17 protein-coding genes and 1 pseudogene are annotated in these 18,957 nt (G+C 64.5%); 14 read left to right on the plus strand and 4 right to left on the minus strand.

Annotated features, from left to right (window positions below; translation table 11 throughout):
* Positions 1-147 precede the first annotated feature (147 nt).
* A complete protein-coding gene (locus PQV96_RS01315) occupies positions 148-1,068 on the minus strand; it encodes a phosphoribosylaminoimidazolesuccinocarboxamide synthase (RefSeq protein ID WP_207374842.1) in 921 nt (306 codons plus the stop codon).
* A 411-nt stretch (positions 1,069-1,479) separates the two neighbouring features.
* Here PQV96_RS01315 and hpf point away from each other — a divergent pair, with 411 nt between their 5' ends.
* From hpf to hprK, 3 genes are all read left to right on the plus strand, one after another.
* Entirely contained in the window at positions 1,480-1,815 is a 336-nt protein-coding gene (gene hpf, locus PQV96_RS01320; RefSeq protein ID WP_044399058.1) for a ribosome hibernation-promoting factor, HPF/YfiA family, read from the plus strand.
* Between the two features lie 114 nt (positions 1,816-1,929).
* The gene (locus tag PQV96_RS01325; RefSeq protein ID WP_044399059.1) at positions 1,930-2,397 is read left to right on the plus strand and encodes a PTS sugar transporter subunit IIA; all 468 of its coding nucleotides are present in this window, start codon (positions 1,930-1,932) and stop codon (positions 2,395-2,397) included.
* 51 nt (positions 2,398-2,448) lie between these two features.
* A complete protein-coding gene (gene hprK / locus PQV96_RS01330; RefSeq protein ID WP_066690385.1) occupies positions 2,449-3,405 on the plus strand; it encodes an HPr(Ser) kinase/phosphatase in 957 nt (318 codons plus the stop codon).
* A gap of 60 nt (positions 3,406-3,465) precedes the next feature.
* On the opposite strand, the gene fur is transcribed toward hprK, so the two are convergent.
* A complete protein-coding gene (gene fur, locus PQV96_RS01335) occupies positions 3,466-3,882 on the minus strand; it encodes a ferric iron uptake transcriptional regulator (protein ID WP_207374843.1) in 417 nt (138 codons plus the stop codon).
* 96 nt (positions 3,883-3,978) lie between these two features.
* On the opposite strand from fur, the gene PQV96_RS01340 reads away from it, so the two are divergent.
* The 6 genes from PQV96_RS01340 to PQV96_RS01365 all read left to right on the plus strand — a co-directional run bounded on the left by PQV96_RS01340 (position 3,979) and on the right by PQV96_RS01365 (position 10,116).
* Positions 3,979-4,554, plus strand: a complete 576-nt coding sequence (locus PQV96_RS01340) for an outer membrane protein assembly factor BamE (RefSeq protein ID WP_207374844.1) — start codon at positions 3,979-3,981, stop codon at positions 4,552-4,554.
* Between the two features lie 122 nt (positions 4,555-4,676).
* On the plus strand, positions 4,677-5,522 hold the full coding sequence (dapB, locus tag PQV96_RS01345; RefSeq protein WP_273624328.1) for a 4-hydroxy-tetrahydrodipicolinate reductase: 846 nt from the start codon (positions 4,677-4,679) through the stop codon (positions 5,520-5,522).
* Between the two features lie 14 nt (positions 5,523-5,536).
* Positions 5,537-6,250, plus strand: a complete 714-nt coding sequence (locus PQV96_RS01350; RefSeq protein ID WP_273624329.1) for a MotA/TolQ/ExbB proton channel family protein — start codon at positions 5,537-5,539, stop codon at positions 6,248-6,250.
* Positions 6,247-6,675 (plus strand): ExbD/TolR family protein, encoded by a 429-nt coding sequence (locus PQV96_RS01355; protein WP_273624330.1) that lies wholly within the window; start codon positions 6,247-6,249, stop codon positions 6,673-6,675. The genes PQV96_RS01350 and PQV96_RS01355 overlap by 4 nt, the downstream gene beginning before the upstream one ends.
* A gap of 241 nt (positions 6,676-6,916) precedes the next feature.
* Positions 6,917-9,610 (plus strand): leucine--tRNA ligase, encoded by a 2,694-nt coding sequence (leuS, locus tag PQV96_RS01360; RefSeq protein ID WP_273624331.1) that lies wholly within the window; start codon positions 6,917-6,919, stop codon positions 9,608-9,610.
* Positions 9,611-9,612: 2 nt separating this feature from the next.
* The gene (locus PQV96_RS01365; protein WP_273624332.1) at positions 9,613-10,116 is read left to right on the plus strand and encodes an LPS-assembly lipoprotein LptE; all 504 of its coding nucleotides are present in this window, start codon (positions 9,613-9,615) and stop codon (positions 10,114-10,116) included.
* A 106-nt stretch (positions 10,117-10,222) separates the two neighbouring features.
* On the opposite strand, the gene rocF is transcribed toward PQV96_RS01365, so the two are convergent.
* The gene (gene rocF / locus PQV96_RS01370) at positions 10,223-11,194 is read right to left on the minus strand and encodes an arginase (protein ID WP_273624333.1); all 972 of its coding nucleotides are present in this window, start codon (positions 11,192-11,194) and stop codon (positions 10,223-10,225) included.
* 780 nt (positions 11,195-11,974) lie between these two features.
* Here rocF and PQV96_RS01375 point away from each other — a divergent pair.
* The 4 genes and pseudogenes from PQV96_RS01375 to PQV96_RS01390 all read left to right on the plus strand — a co-directional run bounded on the left by PQV96_RS01375 (position 11,975) and on the right by PQV96_RS01390 (position 16,972).
* Positions 11,975-13,707, plus strand: a pseudogene (locus PQV96_RS01375) (methyl-accepting chemotaxis protein).
* A 138-nt stretch (positions 13,708-13,845) separates the two neighbouring features.
* Complete coding sequence (holA, locus tag PQV96_RS01380) at positions 13,846-14,901, plus strand: DNA polymerase III subunit delta (RefSeq protein WP_273624335.1); 1,056 nt, start codon at positions 13,846-13,848, stop codon at positions 14,899-14,901.
* Between the two features lie 16 nt (positions 14,902-14,917).
* Complete coding sequence (locus PQV96_RS01385; RefSeq protein WP_207374852.1) at positions 14,918-15,571, plus strand: DUF6998 domain-containing protein; 654 nt, start codon at positions 14,918-14,920, stop codon at positions 15,569-15,571.
* An 81-nt stretch (positions 15,572-15,652) separates the two neighbouring features.
* Positions 15,653-16,972 carry an NAD(P)/FAD-dependent oxidoreductase gene (locus PQV96_RS01390; protein ID WP_273624336.1) on the plus strand — a complete coding sequence of 440 codons (1,320 nt, stop codon included), beginning with the start codon at positions 15,653-15,655 and terminating at the stop codon, positions 16,970-16,972.
* A 348-nt stretch (positions 16,973-17,320) separates the two neighbouring features.
* On the opposite strand, the gene PQV96_RS01395 is transcribed toward PQV96_RS01390, so the two are convergent.
* Positions 17,321-17,605: a hypothetical protein gene (locus PQV96_RS01395; protein WP_273624337.1), complete on the minus strand. Its 285-nt coding sequence runs from the start codon at positions 17,603-17,605 to the stop codon at positions 17,321-17,323.
* A 63-nt stretch (positions 17,606-17,668) separates the two neighbouring features.
* Between PQV96_RS01395 and PQV96_RS01400 the strand changes: the two genes are divergently transcribed.
* Positions 17,669-18,949, plus strand: a complete 1,281-nt coding sequence (locus tag PQV96_RS01400) for a glutamate-5-semialdehyde dehydrogenase (RefSeq protein ID WP_273624338.1) — start codon at positions 17,669-17,671, stop codon at positions 18,947-18,949.
* Positions 18,950-18,957 lie beyond the last annotated feature (8 nt).

Here is an 18,957-nt window from a genome sequence, read left to right on the forward strand (position 1 = left end):
GGCGATGCCTCCTTTTTTGTTGCCGGTTTTCAGCGTGCTGGTGCTATGAAATCAGAAGCGGCTTGCGCTTGTTGGTAGCTATATTCCAATAGTAATTGGCCACGAAGTCACGCCAGTAAAGCGCAAGATGCTATCAATTAATGAGTATCAGGCGGTGAGGCGCTCCAGCGCCTCGCGGTACTTGGCCGCCGTTTTTGCGATCACTTCCTGGGGCAAGCGTGGCGCCGGCGCGGTCTTGTCCCAGGGCTTGCCGTTCACTTTGGCCTGCTCCAGCCAGTCGCGCACAAATTGCTTGTCGTAGCTGGGGGGGTTGGCGCCAGCGGCCAGGGCTGCTTCGTAGCCTTCTACGGGCCAGTAGCGCGAGCTGTCGGGGGTCAGCACCTCGTCCATCAGCACCAGCGTGCCATCGGGGGCCAGGCCAAACTCGAACTTCGTGTCGGCAATGATCATGCCCTTGGTCAGGGCGATCTCGGCGGCCGCCTTGTAGATGGCGATGCTCAGGTCGCGGATGCGGGTGGCCAGGTCCAGGCCGATCATCTCCACGGTGCGCTCGAAGGTGATGTTCTCGTCGTGCTCGCCCACGGCTGCCTTGGCGGCCGGGGTGTAGATGGGCTCGGGCAGCTTGGCGGCGTTGGTTAGCCCTTCGGGCAGGGGCACGCCGCAGACCGAGCGGCTTTCCTGGTATTCCTTCCAGCCGCTGCCGGCCAGGTAGCCGCGCACCACGGCTTCCACGGGGATGGGCTTCAAGCGCTGCACCAGCATCGAGCGGCCCCGCACCTGGGCCACTTCCTCGGGCTTGACCACGCTCTCGGGAGCATCGCCGGTGAGGTGGTTGGGGCAGAGGTGGCCGAGTTTGTCGAACCAGAACAGCGCCATCTGCGTGAGCAGCTCGCCCTTGCCAGGGATGGGCTCGCCCATGATCACGTCAAAGGCCGAGAGGCGGTCGCTGGCGACCATGAGGATGCGGTCGTCGCCCACGGCGTAGTTGTCACGCACCTTGCCGCGTGCCAGCAGGGGCAGCGATGTGAGGGCAGAGGTGTGCAGGGCGGGGTTGCTGGGCTGGGTCATGGTTTCGATGGTGGCAATCAACGCGCCAGGAACGTGGCGTACGAAGGCAAGGCAAGCTCGCGGGCGCCCAGAGGGCTGGCATCGCAAGCGGCCAGATTTTACGCGGCTTGCCTGCTCTAGCGGCTGCAGTGGCGCGCGGTCTGTGCGGGGTGGGGTGTTGGTGAGAGGATGCGTGACTACGCGAGTGGTCGGCGGCGTGGTGCAGTTTTGAGCCGACTTCAGCATTGTGCGGGGTTTTTTGGCGTTTGGCACCTTGGGCCTGATAACCCGGTACAGCACAGCGGAATGGGATTGCATTTCAGACGGTGCAGGGGCATAGTGAGCTCACGTCAACGGATGCATCCAGTTCGCCGGGCCGCCACTCTGATCCAGTGCGGCATATGTTTCACCGAGAGCACAGGAGACCTATTTATGAATCTGACGATCAGCGGGCACCACCTCGAAGTTACCCCTGCCTTGCGCAATTACGTCACCACCAAGCTCGATCGGATCACTCGCCACTTTGACCAGGTGGTGGACGTCAAGGTACTGCTGACAGTAGAGAAACAGAAGGAGAAGGAAAAGCGCCAACGTGCTGAATGCAACATCCATGTCAAAGGCAACGATTTGTTTGCAGAAAGCGCCCATTCAGACCTGTACGCTGCTGTGGATGAACTGGTAGACAAGCTGGATCGCCAAGTGGTGCGCCACAAGGATCGCTTGCAAGACCACCACCACGAAGCTGTGAAGCGTGAGTTGCAAGTCTGACGCCACTGCCTGATTGGCATTCGCACAGCAACCGCCCCCTGGGGCGGTTTTTTTCTGGGCCACGTTCCGTTACTCAGGGTTTTTGCCAGTGTGTGCATAATTGTTACTGTGACCATGAACCGACTCGCCTCAATCCTCCCCGCCGCTCAAGTCCTTGTGAGCGTGGACGCCACCAGCAAAAAGCGTGCTTTTGAAGAAGCGGGGCTGCTCTTCGAGAGCCAGCACGGGCTTTCGCGGGCGCTCATTACAGACAGCCTGTTTGCCCGGGAGCGACTCGGATCGACGGGGCTCGGACATGGTGTGGCCATTCCCCACGGGCGCATCAAAGGCCTGAAGGCACCCATGGCGGCGGTATTTCAGTTGCTGCAGCCCATTGGTTTTGATGCGCCGGACGAAATGCCGGTCAGCCTGCTGATCTTTTTGCTGGTGCCAGAAGCTGCCACACAAAAGCACCTGGAAATCCTCTCTGAAATTGCCGAGCTGCTCAGTGATGCCAGCTTGCGCGAGCGCCTCAAAGCCTCTGTGGACGCTGCCGAGCTGCACGGCATGATTGCCGGCTGGCAGTCCACCCAGGCTGCCTGACATCGCCGGTCTGAACGGCGTGTTCTTTGTTCCACCCAACGCCCTCACGCCGTGAAACCTAACGTAGTCAGCGCTGACGTACTGTTTGAAGAATTCCGTGCTTCCCTGAAGTGGGAATGGGTGGCTGGCCTGGGGGCGTCAGAGCGCCGCTTCGATGAAGTGGCCGTGCGTTCTGCCCGCTCGGGTGCAGACTTGGTGGGTTACCTCAACTACATCCACCCTTACCGCGTGCAGATTCTGGGCGAGCGCGAGATCGCGTATCTCAGCAACGCATCGCCCGACGACTGCAAGCGCCGTATTGCCCGCATCGTGACCCTGGAGCCGCCGGTGCTGGTGCTGGCAGACAACCAGACCGCGCCCGACGCCCTGGTCTCCATGTGCGAGCGCGCGCAGATTCCGATGTTCTCCACGCACGAGTCGTCGGCGTTCGTCATCGACGTGCTGCGTGCCTACCTGTCCAAGCACTTTGCTGATCGCACCACCATGCACGGCGTGTTCATGGACATTCTGGGCCTGGGCGTGATGATCACGGGCGAATCCGGCCTCGGCAAGAGCGAGCTGGGCCTGGAGTTGATCTCGCGCGGTAATGGTCTGGTGGCTGACGATGCGGTGGATCTGTACCGCATCAACCAGACCACCATCGAAGGCAAGTGCCCCGAGCTGCTGCAGAACCTGCTGGAAGTGCGCGGTATTGGCCTGCTCGACATCCGTGCCATCTTTGGTGAAACAGCGGTGCGCCGCAAGATGCGCCTGAAGCTCATTGTGCATCTGGTGCGCAAGGAAACGCTGGAGCGGGACTACGAGCGCCTACCCTACGAGCCGCTCACCCAGGACGTGCTGGGCGTGCCCGTGCTGAAGGTGGTCATTCAGGTGGTGGCAGGGCGCAACATTGCTGTGCTGGTAGAGGCTGCGGTGCGCAATACCATCTTGCAGTTGCGCGGTATTGATACCTACCAGGAATTTGTGGATCGCCACCGCCGTGCCATGGAGCGCGACAGCGGGGGCTGAGTTCGCCTTTTGACGACGCCCTGCCGTCGTGGCGTGTTGGCGGTTTGGTGTCGCTGGCGCTTACTTGTTAGCGCAAATGGCGCACTGGCCGTACAGCGCCATGGTGTGGTCTTCCACCACCCAGCCCTTGTTTTTAGCAATCAGCTGTTGGCGCTTTTCAATTTCCGCGTCGTAAAACTCTTCCACTTTGCCGCAGGACGTGCACACAAAGTGGTCGTGGTGCTGACCCTCGTTAAGCTCGTACACCGCCTTGCCGCTTTCAAAGTTGCTGCGGATCAGGATGCCTGCCTGCTCAAACTGGGTGAGCACGCGGTACACCGTGGCCAAGCCAATGTCCGAGCGTTCTTCCAGCAGCACGCGAAACACGTCTTCCGCCGTCATGTGGCGCTGCACGCCTTTTTGGAAGATCTCCATGATCTTCAGGCGAGGCAGGGTGGCTTTGAGTCCCGTGCTCTTGAGTTCGTCGATATTGGTCATGGGTGGAGGCTCCTTGCGGTTGCGGGGAATGGGCCCGCCCATGCGAGGGGAGGCTGCCGCTACAATGGTTTGATCATATCCTTTGACCTTTTCCCCATGCCAGACCAAGCCTGTTGCAACGCCCGCCTGGGCCGCATTCTTTGGGTCAGCGCCGCAGTCGCTGTCCTGGCGGGATGTGGCAGCTTCGACGGTGCCAGCCGCCGTGTGGCCAACGCAATCACTCCCTACAAGATCGACATCGTCCAAGGCAACTTCGTGTCGCGCGAGCAGGTGCAAGCGCTGCAGCCGGGCATGAGCCGCCAGCAGGTGCGCGAGATCCTGGGCACGCCCCTGGTGACGAGCGTGTTCCATGGTGATCGCTGGGAGTACGTGTTCACCATCAAGCGCCCATCTTCTGAAATGGAATCGCGCAAGCTCACCGTGTTCTTCCAGGGGGATACGCTGGCGCGCTTCGAGGGCGACGAGATGCCCTCTGAAACCGAATTCGTCGCCACCCTGGGATCGCGCAAAGGCAAGCCCAAGGTGCCTTCGCTGGAGGCCACCGAGGCCCAGCTGGCCCGCTACCCCGCCCGCAAGGCAGAGGCGGCCGCTGCACCCGCAGCGCCAGCGCCCTCAGCGCCCTCAGCGCCCACGCCCGGCCGCTACCCGCCCCTGGAATCGTCCTCACGCTGAGTTGCGGGGCGCATACCCCGCCCATGATGGTGGGGTAAGTTTTTACGGCGGGCGCGCGGCAGCGCCATGCGCTCAAGGCGCACACTGATTTCTTGGCTGACCCCCTTTTTTGCAGGATCGACATGTCTGTGAACACCACCGCCGCTGCGGCGTCTTCTTCCACCCCCTGCCGCGTTGCGGTGGCTGGCGCATCGGGCCGCATGGGCCGCATGCTGATCGAAGCCATCCGTGCCAGCGATGACTGCGTGCTGGCTGGCGCGCTGGACGTGCCTTCCAGCCCTGGCATTGGCTCTGATGCCTGCGCGTTCCTCGGTTACGCCAGCGGCGTGACCATCACCTCCGACCTGAAGGTGGGCCTGCAAAACGCCGATGTGCTGATCGATTTCACCCGCCCCGAAGGCACCCTGGCCCACATGGCCGTGTGCGCGGAGCTGGGGGTGAAGGCCGTCATTGGCACCACCGGTTTTACCGATGCGCAAAAGGCTGAACTCGACGCTTTTGCGCAGCGCACCGCCATCATGTTCTCGCCCAACATGAGTGTGGGCGTGAACGTCACGCTCAAGCTGCTGCAGATGGCGGCCAAGGCCATGTCCACAGGGTACGACATCGAGATCATCGAAGCGCACCACCGCCACAAGGTCGATGCGCCCTCGGGCACGGCCCTCAAGATGGGCGAAGTGATTGCCGAAGCGCTGGGCCGCGATTTGAAGGATTGCGCCGTGTATGCCCGCGAAGGCGTGACGGGCGAGCGTGACCCGTCCAGCATCGGGTTTGCCACTATCCGTGGCGGCGACATCGTGGGCGACCACACGGTGCTGTTTGCCGGCATTGGCGAGCGCATCGAGGTCACGCACAAGTCCTCCAGCCGCGCCACGTATGCGCAGGGTGCCTTGCGCGCCGTGCGCTTCCTGGCGGCCCACAAGACCGGCATGTTCGACATGTTCGACGTGCTCAACCTCAAGAACTGACGCAGGCCCACGCCATGGACGCCCTTCACTGGTGGCGCCAGGGAGATGCGGTGACCCAGGGCGCCGCCGTGGTGCTGCTGGCCATGTCGGTGGCCAGCTGGGTGGTCATGCTCTGGAAGGCGCGCCTGGTGCTGCGTGCGGGCGGCGATGTGGCGCGCTGCACGGCCGCTGTCTGGCAGTCGCCCTCGCTCGATGTGGCCGCCCAGCGGTTGGCCGCGCTGGATTCGCAGGCGCTGGTCACCCCGTTGGTGGCAGCCGCGCAGGGGGTGGTCCAGCCGTCGCCTGCTTCTGCGGCCGCCACCTTGGCCGCTGCGGGCCCCTTGTCCCAACAACTCACGCGCGTGCTGCGCGATGCCTTGCACACCGTGCTGGGCCGCCTGCAATACGGGCAGGTGCTGCTGGCCACCGTGGGTGCCACCGCCCCGTTTGTGGGCCTGCTGGGCACGGTGTGGGGCATCTACCATGCGCTTACCGCGCTGGGCGGGGGTGGGCAGGTCACCATCGACCGCCTCTCAGGTCCCGTGGGCGAGGCCCTGGTCATGACTGCCGCTGGGCTGGCCGTGGCCATTCCAGCCGTGCTGGCCTACAACGTGTTCGGCCGTTTGATTGGCCGCATCGAGGCCGACCTGGAAGGCTTTGCGCTGGATTTGCGTGAGCTGCTGGCCGGTACGCCCCCTGGGGATCGCGAAAGCCGCGAACTGCGTGAACCCGAGGGCACCAGCGCATGAGCTTCGGCCGGCTGGAACGCACCACGGGCGCCCAGCCCATGAGCGACATCAACATGACCCCGCTGGTGGATGTGATGCTGGTGCTGGTCGTCATCTTCATCCTGACAGCGCCGCTGCTGGCCAGCTCCATCCGCCTTGACTTGCCCCAGGCCGAAGGCACCGGCCCCGCTGCGGCTCCTGAATTTGTGACCGTGGTGGTAGATGCCACGGGCCAGGCCTATCTGGATGACCAGCCCCTGTCGCAAGCTGCGCTGGCCGTGCGCCTGCAACGCATTGGCGCGGCCCAGCCCACCACCGAAGTGCAATTGCGCGCCGACGCCGCCGTGCCTTATGGCCGCGTTGTGGAAATCATGGGTGCCGCCCACGAGGCCGGGCTGCAACGCATCGGCTTTGTGGCCGAGCCTGCCAAGGCCAGCGTACGGTAGTGCGTGCTTGGATTGCTATTGAAATGATAGCTTCTGGCGCTTGATAGTAAAGCGCTGCAGGTCGATTGGATTGCAAGTGCTAAGGCTTTCGCGTGTGGTGTATTCCCATGGCGCCACGGGCGCGACCCCCACGCCGCACTGGCGCAGTGCGGTTTGGCACGGCGCTGGCCGCTGCACCGCCTAAAATCCATCGATTGCGGCCCAGGGTGGGCCTGCTCCGTCCTCTCACCTTCAAGCTCCCATGCAAGACAAATACTCCCACCAAGAGGTTGAACGCGCAGCGCACAGCCACTGGACTGCCCGCGACGCCTACCGCGTGACGGAAGACACCAGCAAGAAGAAGTTCTACGCCTGCTCCATGCTGCCGTACCCCAGCGGCAAGCTGCACATGGGCCACGTGCGCAACTACACCATCAACGACATGCTCACGCGCTACCTGCGCATGAACGGCTACAACGTGTTGATGCCCATGGGCTGGGACGCCTTCGGCCTGCCCGCCGAAAACGCCGCGCTGAAAAACGGCGTGCCACCTGCCAAGTGGACGTACGAGAACATCGCGTACATGAAGAAGCAGATGCAGGCCATGGGCCTGGCCATCGACTGGAGCCGCGAAGTCGCCACCTGCGACCCTGAGTACTACAAGTGGAACCAGTGGCTGTTTCTGAAGATGCTGGAAAAGGGCATCGCCTACCGCAAGACCCAGGTGGTGAACTGGGACCCGGTGGACCAGACCGTGCTGGCCAACGAGCAGGTGATCGACGGCAAGGGCTGGCGCACTGGCGCGGTGGTGGAAAAGCGCGAGATCCCCGGCTACTACCTCAAGATCACGGACTACGCCGAAGAACTGCTCGACTTCGTGACCGGCGACAAGCTGCCCGGCTGGCCCGAGCGTGTGAAGCTGATGCAGGAGAACTGGATCGGCAAGAGCGAAGGCGTGCGTTTTGCCTTCACCCACGACATCCAAGGCGATGACGGCAAGCTGATCGGTGACGGCAAGATGTACGTGTTCACCACGCGTGCCGACACCATCATGGGCGTGACCTTCTGCGCCGTGGCCCCTGAGCACCCGTTGGCGGCCCACGCGGCCAAGAGCAACCCGGCTCTCGCTGCATTCATCGAGAAATGCAAGACCGGCGGCACCACCGAAGCCGAGCTGGCCACGCAAGAGAAAAAGGGCATGCCCACGGGCCTGTACGTCACCCATCCGCTCACCGGCGAAAAGGTGCAGGTGTGGGTCGGCAACTACGTGCTAATGGGCTATGGCGATGGCGCCGTGATGGGCGTGCCCGCCCACGACGAGCGCGACTTTGCGTTTGCGCTCAAGTACGGCATTGAGATCAAGCAAGTGGTGCTGGTGGACGGCGAAACGTTCAACTACCACCAGTGGCAGGACTGGTACGGCGACAAGCAGCGCGGCGTGACCATCAACTCCGACAGCTTCAGCGGCTTGAACTACAAGGACGCGGTGAACGCCGTGGCCCATGCGCTGGAGCAAAAGGGCCTGGGCGAGAAGAAGACCACCTGGCGCCTGCGCGACTGGGGTGTGAGCCGCCAGCGCTACTGGGGCACGCCGATCCCGATCATCCACTGCGATGAACACGGCGCCGTGCCCGTGCCGGAAAAAGACCTGCCCGTGGTGCTGCCGCAAGACTGCATCCCCGACGGCTCGGGCAACCCGCTGCACAAGCACGAAGGCTTCCACGCCGGCGTGACCTGCCCCGTGTGCGGCAAGCCTGCGCGCCGCGAGACGGACACCATGGACACGTTCGTGGACAGCTCGTGGTACTTCATGCGGTATTGCGACCCCAAGAATGCCGAAGCGATGGTGGCTGGCGGTGCCGACTATTGGATGCCGATGGATCAATACATCGGCGGCATCGAACACGCCATCCTGCACCTGCTGTACGCCCGCTTCTGGACCAAGGTCATGCGCGATCTCGGTCTGGTCAAGGTCGATGAGCCCTTCACCAAGCTGCTCACGCAGGGCATGGTGCTCAACCACATCTACAGCCGCCGCACCGCCAAGGGTGGCAAGGACTACTTCTGGCCGCACGACGTGGAGCATGTGCTGGATGAAGGCGGCAAGATCATCGGCGCCAAGCTCAAGAACGAAGCCACCAGCGGCGACGGCCTGCTGCCCGTGGGCACACCCATTGACTACGAGGGCGTGGGCACCATGTCCAAGTCCAAGAACAACGGCGTGGACCCGCAAGACCTGATCGAGAAGTACGGCGCCGACACCGCCCGCCTGTACACCATGTTCACCGCCCCGCCCGAAGCCACGCTGGAGTGGAACGATGCGGCCGTGGAAGGCAGCTACCGCTTCCTGCGCCGCGTGTGGAACTTTGGCGTGAAGCTGTCTGCTATGGATATGGGAGCTGCTACCGCAAGCGTGGCAAGCGCCAGCAGCCTGAAAGACATTGAATTTGGCAAGGAAGCCAAGGCCCTGCGCCTCGAAATCCACAACGTGCTCAAGCAGGTGGACTACGACTACCAGCGCATGCAGTACAACACCGTGGTCTCGGGCGCGATGAAGATGATCAACGCGCTCGAAGACTTCAAGGCCGTCGATACCGCCGGTGGTCAGGTCGCACTGATCGAGGGCTTTGGCATCTTGCTGCGCGTGCTGTACCCCGCCACACCGCACATTGCCCACAGCCTGTGGGAAAGCCTGGGCTACGCCGGTGTGCTGGGCGACTTGCTGGATGCTGCCTGGCCCCAGGTCGATGCCAATGCGCTGGTGCAGGACGAGATCGAGCTGATGCTGCAGGTCAACGGCAAGCTGCGCGGCTCCATCCTGGTGCCCGCCCAGGCCGACAAGGCCGAGATCGAGCGCATTGCGCTGGCCAGCGAAGCCTTTGCCGCCCACAGCGGTGGCGCGGCCCCCAAGCGCGTCATCGTCGTGCCGGGTCGTCTGGTCAACGTGGTGGTGTAAGCATGCACAAGCGCACCTTGCTCGGACTGGTCCCGGTGGCTGTGCTGGCGGGCTGCGGTTTTCGCCTGCGGGGCGTGCCGGAGTTTTCGTTCTCGTCGCTGTACATCGCGGCGCCAGCCACGTCGGCCCTGGCCCGCGAACTGCAGCGCACGCTGGAGGGCTCGGGCAGCCCGCTCAAGGTGCTGCGCAACGCCACCGATCTGACTTCTGCGCAGGCCGTGATCGACATCCTGTCGGAGCAGCGCGAGCGCATCGTGGTGGGCCAGAACGCCTCGGGCCAGGTGCGTGAGCTGCAACTGCGCCTGAAGGTGAAGTTCCGCCTGCGCACTGCGGCCGGGGTGGAGATGATTCCCGAGACCGAAATCCAGCAGCAGCGCGACATGAGCTACAACGAAACCCTGGCGCTGTCGAAAGAGGCGGAAGAAGCGCTGCAGTACCGCAACATGCAGACCGACATCGTGCAGCAGCTGCTGCGGCGCCTGTCGGTGGCCAGATTGCCGATGTAAGCACGAAATCGCCCTGTGGGGCTTATGAATCAAGCGCTGACAGCTATTGAAAATATAGCGCCAGCGCTTTTTTCTGGGCGCTGAGCAGGCCGCTGGCCCTGCGCCGTCAAAACGGCCGTGTGCGCATCAGCGTGCTCTTGCCAAACAGCGACTCCACCAGGTCCACCGCCAGCACAGCGGTCTTGTTGCGCACGTCCAGCGCGGGGTTCAGCTCCACGATGTCGAGCGAGGCCAGGCGGCCGCTGTCGGCAATCATCTCCATGCACAGCTGCGCCTCGCGGTAGGTGGGGCCGCCGGGCACGGTGGTGCCTACGCCGGGGGCAATGTCGGGGTCCAGAAAGTCCACGTCAAAGCTCACATGCAGGTGGGTGTCGGCGTCCATGCCCGCCAGGGCGCGCTCCATCACCTGGCGCATGCCCACCTCGTCAATGGCGCGCATGTCAAACACCTCCAGGCCCTGCTCGTGTACAAAGCGCTTTTCGCCCTCGTCCACGCTGCGGATGCCGATCTGACGGATTTGCGAAGGGTGCAGCGCCGGGCCGCCGCCGGGCATGGCCGCCAGCTGGGTCAGCTCGGCCGGGCCAAAGCCGCACAGGCAGGCCACGGGCATGCCGTGCACATTGCCGCTGGGCGTCAGCGCGCTGGTGTTGAAGTCGGCATGCGCATCCAGCCACAGCACGCGCAGCTTTTTGCCGCTTTCGGCGCAGTGGCGGGCCACGGCGCTGATGCTGCCCAGGCCCAGGCTGTGGTCGCCACCCAGCAAGATGGGCAGGTGGCCCTGTTGCAGCTCGGCATACACGGCGCCATACACCAGCCGGTTCCACTGCACCACCTCGGGCAGGTGGCGGTAGCCATCCACTGGGGGCTGCCAGGGGTTGGAGGGGCCGCTCAGGTTGCCCCGGTCAAACACCTGCAGGCCGTGCGATTCCAGCGCCGCCTGTAGCCCCGCCACGCGCAAAGCCTCCGGGCCCATCGAGGCGCCCCGGGCGCCCGCACCGATGTCGGTGGGCGCCCCAATCAGGCTGGTGGGGTGGGCAGGGCGCAGGGCCGGGTGGGGGGGCGGGGGCTGTGGGGTCATTGCAGGCTTTGGGGGATTCGGAGGATGGATCTGTGGAATTGTCCTGCACTGCCCCGCCAAAGAACAGCGCCCAGGCTGTGCACTTTGCATGCTCTGCTGTGCAATTTGCTGGACCTGTTTTGGCGAATTGTGCAGACGGGTCTGCGCCCCAAGGTGTTTGCGCGGCACCGCCGTTGCGCTGCATCAACCCCTGCGACGGCTGAGGGTTTGTCCCGGTGCCTGGCAGGTGCCATTGGACCGCCGTCTCGCTTAGGTTTGTTACCTGTTTGTAATGGAATGTTTCGGCAAGGGTGCATGGCCCGGCAAGCATTCCACGCAGCGCAGCACACCGTAGGAGACCACATGCAGCTCGACAACATTCGCGTTTCGCGCAAGCTCTGGTTTGCGTTTTTGGGGTTGATGGTGGCCATGGCGTTGGTGTCGGGCATTGCGCAAAACCGCGGCAACACCACCATGGCGCGCGCCATGGATGCCGTGGTGGACATCGACACCCGTGTGGTGGCAGCCGTGCGCTGGCGCGGCGGCACCGAAACGGCGGTGAACATGATCATGGGCGGCGCCGTGACCACCGACGCCGTGCTGGCACAGCAGTACGACGCGCGGGTGAAGGAAATCATCGGCAACATCAACAAGATTCAGGAAACCATCGTGGCAGGCGCAACCGCCCCCGAGGAAAAAGCCGCCATCGACAAGGTGGTGGCCGAGCGCAAGCTGGTGCTCCAAGCTGTGGCCAAGACCTGGGAGCTATTCCACGCAGCGCAGCACACCGTAGGAGACCACATGCAGCTCGACAACATTCGCGTTTCGCGCAAGCTCTGGTTTGCGTTTTTGGGGTTGATGGTGGCCATGGCGTTGGTGTCGGGCATTGCGCAAAACCGCGGCAACACCACCATGGCGCGCGCCATGGATGCCGTGGTGGACATCGACACCCGTGTGGTGGCAGCCGTGCGCTGGCGCGGCGGCACCGAAACGGCGGTGAACATGATCATGGGCGGCGCCGTGACCACCGACGCCGTGCTGGCACAGCAGTACGACGCGCGGGTGAAGGAAATCATCGGCAACATCAACAAGATTCAGGAAACCATCGTGGCAGGCGCAACCGCCCCCGAGGAAAAAGCCGCCATCGACAAGGTGGTGGCCGAGCGCAAGCTGGTGCTCCAAGCTGTGGCCAAGACCTGGGAGCTCAAGGGCGCGGGCGATGCGGTGGAAACCCAGCGCTTTGCCGACGAGCAGCTCACGCCCATGGTGGCGCGCTACCTCAAGGCGCAAGACGAATTCATCGCCCAGCTGGAACGCCGCCGTGAGGTGGTGCGCGAAGAGGCCACGGCCCAGCGCATCCGTGCCGGCGTGATCAGCACCCTGACCGCGCTGGTCGTGTTTGCCGCCGGTGGGCTGCTGGTGCGCTCCATCACCGCGCCCCTGCAACAAGCGGTGGACACCGCCCACGCCATCGCCGCAGGCGACCTGACCCGCGAGCTGCAAACCAGCCGCAAAGACGAACTCGGCCAGATGCTGCGCGCCCTCAATGACATGTCGGCCCGCCTGCGCGGCGTGGTGAGCGAGGTGCGTCAGGGCGTGGATTCCGTCTCCAGCGCCTCCATCCAGATCGCCAACGGCAACCACGACCTCTCGGCCCGCACCGAGCAAACCGCGGCCAATCTCGAAGAAACTGCATCCAGCATGGAAGAGCTGACGGCCACCGTCACCCAGTCAGCCGACACCGCCCGCCAGGCCAACCAGCTCGCAGGCACCGCCGCCCAGGCGGCTGCCCGCGGTGGAGAAGTCGTGGGCCAGGTGGTCAGCAGCATGCAGCAGATCACCGAAAGCAGCCGCAAGATCAGCGACATCATCGGCGTCATCGACGGCATCGCCTTCCAGACCAACATCCTGGCGCTGAACGCCGCGGTGGAAGCTGCCCGCGCTGGCGAGCAAGGCCGTGGCTTTGCCGTGGTGGCCAGCGAAGTGCGCAGTCTGGCCGGCCGCAGTGCCGAAGCCGCCAAGGAAATCAAGACCCTCATCAACCAGTCGGTCGAAAACGTCGAATCCGGCTCCGCCCAGGTGGCCCAGGCCGGGCAAAGCATGGAAGAGATCGTCGCGAGCGTGCGCCGCGTGAGCGACCTGATTGGCGAAATCACCGCATCTTCCTCCGAACAACGCGACGGCATCAGCCAAGTCAACCAGGCCGTGGCCAACCTCGACCAGATGACGCAGCAAAACGCTGCGCTGGTGGAAGAGTCCGCCGCAGCTTCCGCCTCCATGCGCGACCAGGCGCAGCGCCTGGCCGAAGTGGTGAGCGTGTTCAACGTGGGCGCCACCAGCGCCCGCAGCGCCGCTCCGGCCCCCCGGCCTGCTGCGGCCCCCGCGCCGCGCTTTGCTCCGGCACCGGCCAAGCCTGCGGTGGCGGCCCGCCCCAAGCCTGCCCCCCCGCCAAGCGGGCCCACAGCGCCAAGCCCGCAGCCCCGGCACCCGCGCCTGCGGCCAAGGGCAGTGACGATGATTGGGAAAGCTTCTGAACATCGAACGCCAGTCTGCTATTAAAAAAATAGCTGCTGGCGCTTTGTAGACAAGCGCTACAGGCCAAAAACATCCAAACCTTGCGCCCGCCGCCCCCGCGCGCCGGGCAGCCCGCCTGGGGGCGATAAACTTTGCCCATGCAAGTCGCCCTGGCCCAACTTTCCAACCACCTCCAACGGGCCCTGTCGCCGCTGTACGTACTGCACGGCGACGAGCCCTTGCTGCAGCAGGAAGCCGCGGACGCCATCCGCGCCACCGCCCGCACCCAGGGCTACACCGAACGCAGCAGCTACACCGTGGCCGGTGCCCACTTTGACTGGAGCGCCGTGTTGGCGGCAGGTGGTTCGCTCAGCCTGTTTGCCGACAAGCAGATTGTCGAAATCCGTATCCCCTCGGGCAAGCCCGGCAAGGACGGCAGCGTAGCGCTGCAGCAGGTGGCCGAATCGGCCCGGGGCAACGACAGCACGCTCACCATGGTCATGCTGCCGCGCCTGGACAAAGCCACCAAGACCGGCGCCTGGTTTGCCGCGCTGGAGGGCAACGGCGTCTCCATCCAGATCGACCCCATCGAACGCGGCCAGTTGCCGCAGTGGATTGCCCAGCGCCTGGCCCAGCAAGGCCAGCGCGTGGTGGCGGGCGAGGAAGGCCAGCGCACGCTGCAGTTCTTTGCCGACCGCGTGGAAGGTAACCTGCTGGCCGCGCACCAGGAGATCCAAAAGCTCGCGCTGCTGCACCCGGCGGGTGAATTGACCCAAGCCCAGGTCGAAGCCGCCGTGCTCAACGTGGCGCGGTATGACGTGTTCAAGCTGTCCGAATCGGTGCTGGCCGGGCAGACCGGCCGCGTGCAGCGCATGCTCGACGGCCTGCAGGCCGAGGGCGAGGCCGAGGTGCTGGTGCACTGGGCGCTGGCCGAAGACATCCGCGCCTTGAAGCGCGTGAAAGACGCCATGAACGCCGGCCGCCCCCTGCCCATGGCCCTGCGCGAAAACCGCATCTGGGGCCCCAAGGAGCGGCTGTTTGAACGCATCCTGCCCAAAGCCAGCGACGCCGCCCTGGCGCGGCTGCTGCAATCCGCCCACATCGTGGATGGCATCGTGAAGGGGCTCAAGCAGCCCGACTGGCCGCAAGACGGCTGGCAGGCATTGCAGCGCCTGGCCTTTCAGCTCTGCCGCCTGACCAGCGCGGCGCGTTAACTATTTGCCCCAAACCATGAGCACACCTGAATACTGTTCGTTGTTTTCAACTGAGGGAGATTTCGCCGTGGAGGTGCCCGGGGTGGCTGTGGCTCCAAGGCGTGTCAGTGCGGTGGCATTGGCTGACTTGATTACTGCATCACCTCGCTCCATGCGTTTTGATGATCATCTCTACGAGGTACAGCGTTACGCTATAGATCCTGCCAACAAGGTTCTGCGGATCCAGGTGCGGCACCCGGCCACCGCCAACGGAAGAAACCGTGTGCTGTACGACCGATACCTGGAGTTGATTCGCTCCGAGATTGACGAGTTCGGGGTGAAACCCACCGCCCTCACCCATTTGATGGGGCGGCTGGGCGAGCTGCATTGTGCGGTGGAGGTGCAAGGCACTTTGGCCGATATGACCAACCAGCCGGGTTTTGACGTGGAGTCGCCCGACGAGAAAAAAATCAGCGTCAAGACGACAGCACAGGTGTCCGGTTTTGTCTCCATATCTGCCAGCACTTTGCAAAAGGCAGATGAGCTGATGCTGGTGCAGTACTTGGACGGGCAGACCCAGACGGTCTTTCACGGCAGCGTTCAAAAGGCGGTCACGGGCACACGCATGTGGGAAGGCCGTTACGAGCTGGATATTGCCAGGGCCCGGAAGCTGGCCGCCATGCCCGACTGAGCCAGGGCTTCTTTCGCGTCTTTTTGCCGAGTCATCGCTTTCACCGATCCTGTTCTGCGGCTTCTGCAGGGCTTCCTTCCCATGCGCCTTCCCCACGACGACGCTACCAACGGCTGGTCCGCCATCCTGCCCCCACGCACGCCGCGCCCCGCGCTGCAGGGCGATGTGGTGGCCGACTGGCTGGTGCTGGGCGCGGGCTTTGCGGGCCTGGCCGCTGCGCGCCGCCTGGCCGAGCTGCGCCCGCAAGCCCACATCGTGGTGGTGGACGCAGGCACCGTGGGCAACAACGCCTCAGGCCGCAACTCGGGCTTTGCCATTGATGTGCCGCACAACATCGGCAGCTCGCTCGAAGAACTGCGCCGGGCCGCGCACTACCAGGCCTTGCTCACGGCGGGCATGAACGACCTGGAGCGGCTGGTGGCGCAGCACCGCATCGACTGCCAGTGGCGGCGCGCAGGCAAGTACCACTGCGCCGTATCGCCCGCCGCCGAGCGCACGCTGCAGCACCATGTGGATGAGCTGCGCGCCCTGGGTGCGCCGCACGAGCTGCTGGACCGCAATGCCCTGGCCGCACGCCTGGGCACCCGTTACTTTGCCGCCGGGCTCTACACGCCGGGCACCGTGCTGCTCAACCCCGCCGCGCTGTGCCGGGGGCTGGCGGATGCGCTGCCCGCCAATGTCACCTTGCACGAGCAAACGCCGGTGCAGCGGCTGGATTTGTCGAGCGGCAAGGTGGTGGCGCACGCGCCGCACGGCAGCGTGCGTGCGCCGCAGTTGCTGCTGGCGGCCAATGGGTTTGCGCAGCAGCTGGGCTTGTTTGGCAGCGCCTGGGGGGCGGAGACGTTTCCGCTGGTCACTTTTGGCTCGCTCACTGCCCCGCTCACGCCCGAGCAGCGCAGCCGCCTGTGCGCGCCTGAGGGCTGGGGCGTGACGCCTGCGAGTGCCGTGACCGGGGCCACGCTGCGCTACACGGACGACCACCGCATTCTGGTGCGCCAGGGTTTTGAATACGCGCCGCATTTCCGCGTCAGCCCCGCCGTGCGTGAGCGGGTGCGGCGTGAGCACGCTGCCGTGTTTGCCGCGCGTTTTCCGCAGCTGGGCGATGTGGCGCTGGAGCATTTTTGGGAAGGCTCCATCGCCATCACCCGCAACGGCGCGCCGCGCTGGGGGCGGCTGGCGCCGCAGGTGCATGGGGTGGCGGGGTGCAATGGGGCGGGGGTGGTGAAGTTCACTGCGCTGGGGGCGTTGGCGGCGGATTTGGCGCTGGGGCAGGACCATCCGTTGTTGGCGCATGCGTTGGCGTTGGGTGGGCCGGCGCGCATGCCGCCGCAGCCGTTCATGGGGCTGGGGGTGCGGGCTTATATTGCGAGGGAGAAGTGGTTGGGGCGGGCGGAGATTTGAGGGGTTTTTGGCGGCTGGCGCTTTGTGGGTAAGCGCTGGCAGCTATGAAATTGGGAGTAGTGGCGAGGTTGAGGGCGGGAGCCGGGGAGTGCGCCCGGCGGCGCAGTAACTTTCTTTTGCTTCGCCAAAAGAAAGTCACCAAAGAAAAGGCGACCCCGCTGTCTGCGTCCCTGCGCTTCGCTTCGGGCAACCTGCGGTGCTCGCGGCCAGCGGGGTCTCGCTCGAACTCGCTTCGCTCAGACAATCGCGAGCCCTGATCCGCTGGCCGCTGCGCTCCTCGGCGCATACAGAGGGGATGGGGGAGCCGAACAGCCATTCGGGCCTTTGCTGCGCTCGGCCCTGGGGTCGTCAGCTGGCGTTTAACGCGCCTTGGGCTTTTTCTACCCACATCGTCAGGTTGGCCACCAAGTCCTTTTGGCTGAATGAGCAGCTTTCCTCCGAAAAAAGTGCGCTGGATTCCAGGCGGTCCAGCAGGTTCAGCAGCACTTCGCCGTAGCGCGGGGGCAGGGCGGCGAGCAGGGTGGTTTGCTGGCGGGCCAGGGTGCTCAGGGTGGCGGCGGTGTGGTCGGCGCGTTCAAAGGCTTGCAGGGCTTGGGCCAGGGTGGTGAGCTGGGCGGATGCGGTGTCGGTCATGGGCGGATGGGGGGTGAACGGTGCAGCCCGCAAGGGTAAGGCCAACTGCGGCAAAATCGCCGGATGAATGCTCTCAATGTCGCTGAATACACGCACTCCCTCGGTCTCCAGGCAAAAACGGCCTCTGCGCTGATGGCGAAAGCGCCGGCAGCTATCAAAAACAAAGCATTGCTGGCCTTGGCCCGCCTGCTGCGCGAGCAGACTGAGGCGTTGCAGGTGGACAACGCCCGTGATCTGGAGCGCGCCCGCGCTGCCGGGTTGGCTGAGCCGATGGTGGACCGTTTGAAGCTCAGCCCCAAGGTGCTGGAGACTTGCGCCCAGGGTTGCGAGCAGCTCGCCGTCATGGCCGATGTGATTGGCGAGATCATTGGCATGAAGCAGCAGCCCAGCGGCATCCGCGTGGGGCAGATGCGGGTGCCGATTGGCGTGTTCGGCATGATTTACGAGAGCCGCCCCAACGTGACCATCGAGGCGGCGTCCTTGAGCATCAAGAGCGGTAACGCCTGCATCTTGCGTGGCGGCTCGGAAGCCATTGATTCCAACCGGGCCCTCGCCAAGCTGGTGCAGCAGGCGCTAGCCGAGGCGGGTCTGCCACAAGACGCGGTGCAACTGGTGCAAACCACCGACCGCGAGGCCGTGGGCCAGCTCATCGCCATGCCGCAGTTTGTGGACGTGATCATTCCGCGTGGCGGCAAGGGGCTGATCGAGCGCATCAGCCGCGATGCCAAGGTGCCCGTCATCAAGCATCTGGACGGCAACTGCCACACCTATGTGGACGACCCCTGCGACATCGCCATGGCGGTGAAGGTGGCCGACAACGCCAAGACCAACAAGTACAGCCCCTGCAATGCGAGCGAAGGCCTGCTGGTGGCGCGTGGCGTGGCGGCGGAGTTTCTGCCGAAGATTGGCGCGGTGTATGCCGCCAAGGGCGTGGAGATGCGCGGCTGCCCTGAGTCGCTGGCGATTTTGCAATCGGTGGCGGGGGCCAAGCTGGTGCCTGCGACCGAGCAGGACTGGAGCGAGGAATACCTGGCCCCCATCATCAGCGTGAAGGTGGTGGCGGGTGTGGATGAAGCCATTGCGCACATCAACCGCTACGGCAGCCACCACACCGATGCCATCCTGACGCGCGACCACATGCACGCCCAGCAGTTCCTGCGCGAGGTGGATTCGGCCAGCGTGATGGTGAATGCCAGCACGCGCTTTGCCGATGGCTTCGAATACGGGCTGGGGGCGGAAATCGGCATCAGCACCGACAAGTTCCACGCGCGCGGGCCGGTGGGCATTGAAGGGCTGACTTCGCTCAAGTACGTGGTGCTGGGTGAAGGCGAAGTGCGCGGCTGAGGTGCGCG

The organism is Acidovorax temperans (assembly GCF_028596105.1).
In the GTDB taxonomy this organism is placed as follows: Bacteria; Pseudomonadota; Gammaproteobacteria; order Burkholderiales; family Burkholderiaceae_C; genus Acidovorax; species Acidovorax temperans.

Bases quoted from the DNA above. Each gene is read 5' to 3' on its own strand.
- PQV96_RS01315 (WP_207374842.1), bottom strand. From the start codon at position 1,068: ATGACCCAGCCCAGCAACCCCGCCCTGCACACCTCTGCCCTCACATCG.
- hpf (WP_044399058.1), top strand. From the start codon at position 1,480: ATGAATCTGACGATCAGCGGGCACCACCTCGAAGTTACCCCTGCCTTG.
- PQV96_RS01325 (WP_044399059.1), top strand. From the start codon at position 1,930: ATGAACCGACTCGCCTCAATCCTCCCCGCCGCTCAAGTCCTTGTGAGC.
- fur (WP_207374843.1), bottom strand. From the start codon at position 3,882: ATGACCAATATCGACGAACTCAAGAGCACGGGACTCAAAGCCACCCTG.
- PQV96_RS01340 (WP_207374844.1), top strand. From the start codon at position 3,979: ATGCCAGACCAAGCCTGTTGCAACGCCCGCCTGGGCCGCATTCTTTGG.
- dapB (WP_273624328.1), top strand. From the start codon at position 4,677: ATGTCTGTGAACACCACCGCCGCTGCGGCGTCTTCTTCCACCCCCTGC.
- PQV96_RS01350 (WP_273624329.1), top strand. From the start codon at position 5,537: ATGGACGCCCTTCACTGGTGGCGCCAGGGAGATGCGGTGACCCAGGGC.
- PQV96_RS01355 (WP_273624330.1), top strand. From the start codon at position 6,247: ATGAGCTTCGGCCGGCTGGAACGCACCACGGGCGCCCAGCCCATGAGC.
- leuS (WP_273624331.1), top strand. From the start codon at position 6,917: ATGCAAGACAAATACTCCCACCAAGAGGTTGAACGCGCAGCGCACAGC.
- PQV96_RS01365 (WP_273624332.1), top strand. From the start codon at position 9,613: ATGCACAAGCGCACCTTGCTCGGACTGGTCCCGGTGGCTGTGCTGGCG.
- rocF (WP_273624333.1), bottom strand. From the start codon at position 11,194: ATGACCCCACAGCCCCCGCCCCCCCACCCGGCCCTGCGCCCTGCCCAC.
- holA (WP_273624335.1), top strand. From the start codon at position 13,846: ATGCAAGTCGCCCTGGCCCAACTTTCCAACCACCTCCAACGGGCCCTG.
- PQV96_RS01385 (WP_207374852.1), top strand. From the start codon at position 14,918: ATGAGCACACCTGAATACTGTTCGTTGTTTTCAACTGAGGGAGATTTC.
- PQV96_RS01390 (WP_273624336.1), top strand. From the start codon at position 15,653: ATGCGCCTTCCCCACGACGACGCTACCAACGGCTGGTCCGCCATCCTG.
- PQV96_RS01395 (WP_273624337.1), bottom strand. From the start codon at position 17,605: ATGACCGACACCGCATCCGCCCAGCTCACCACCCTGGCCCAAGCCCTG.
- PQV96_RS01400 (WP_273624338.1), top strand. From the start codon at position 17,669: ATGAATGCTCTCAATGTCGCTGAATACACGCACTCCCTCGGTCTCCAG.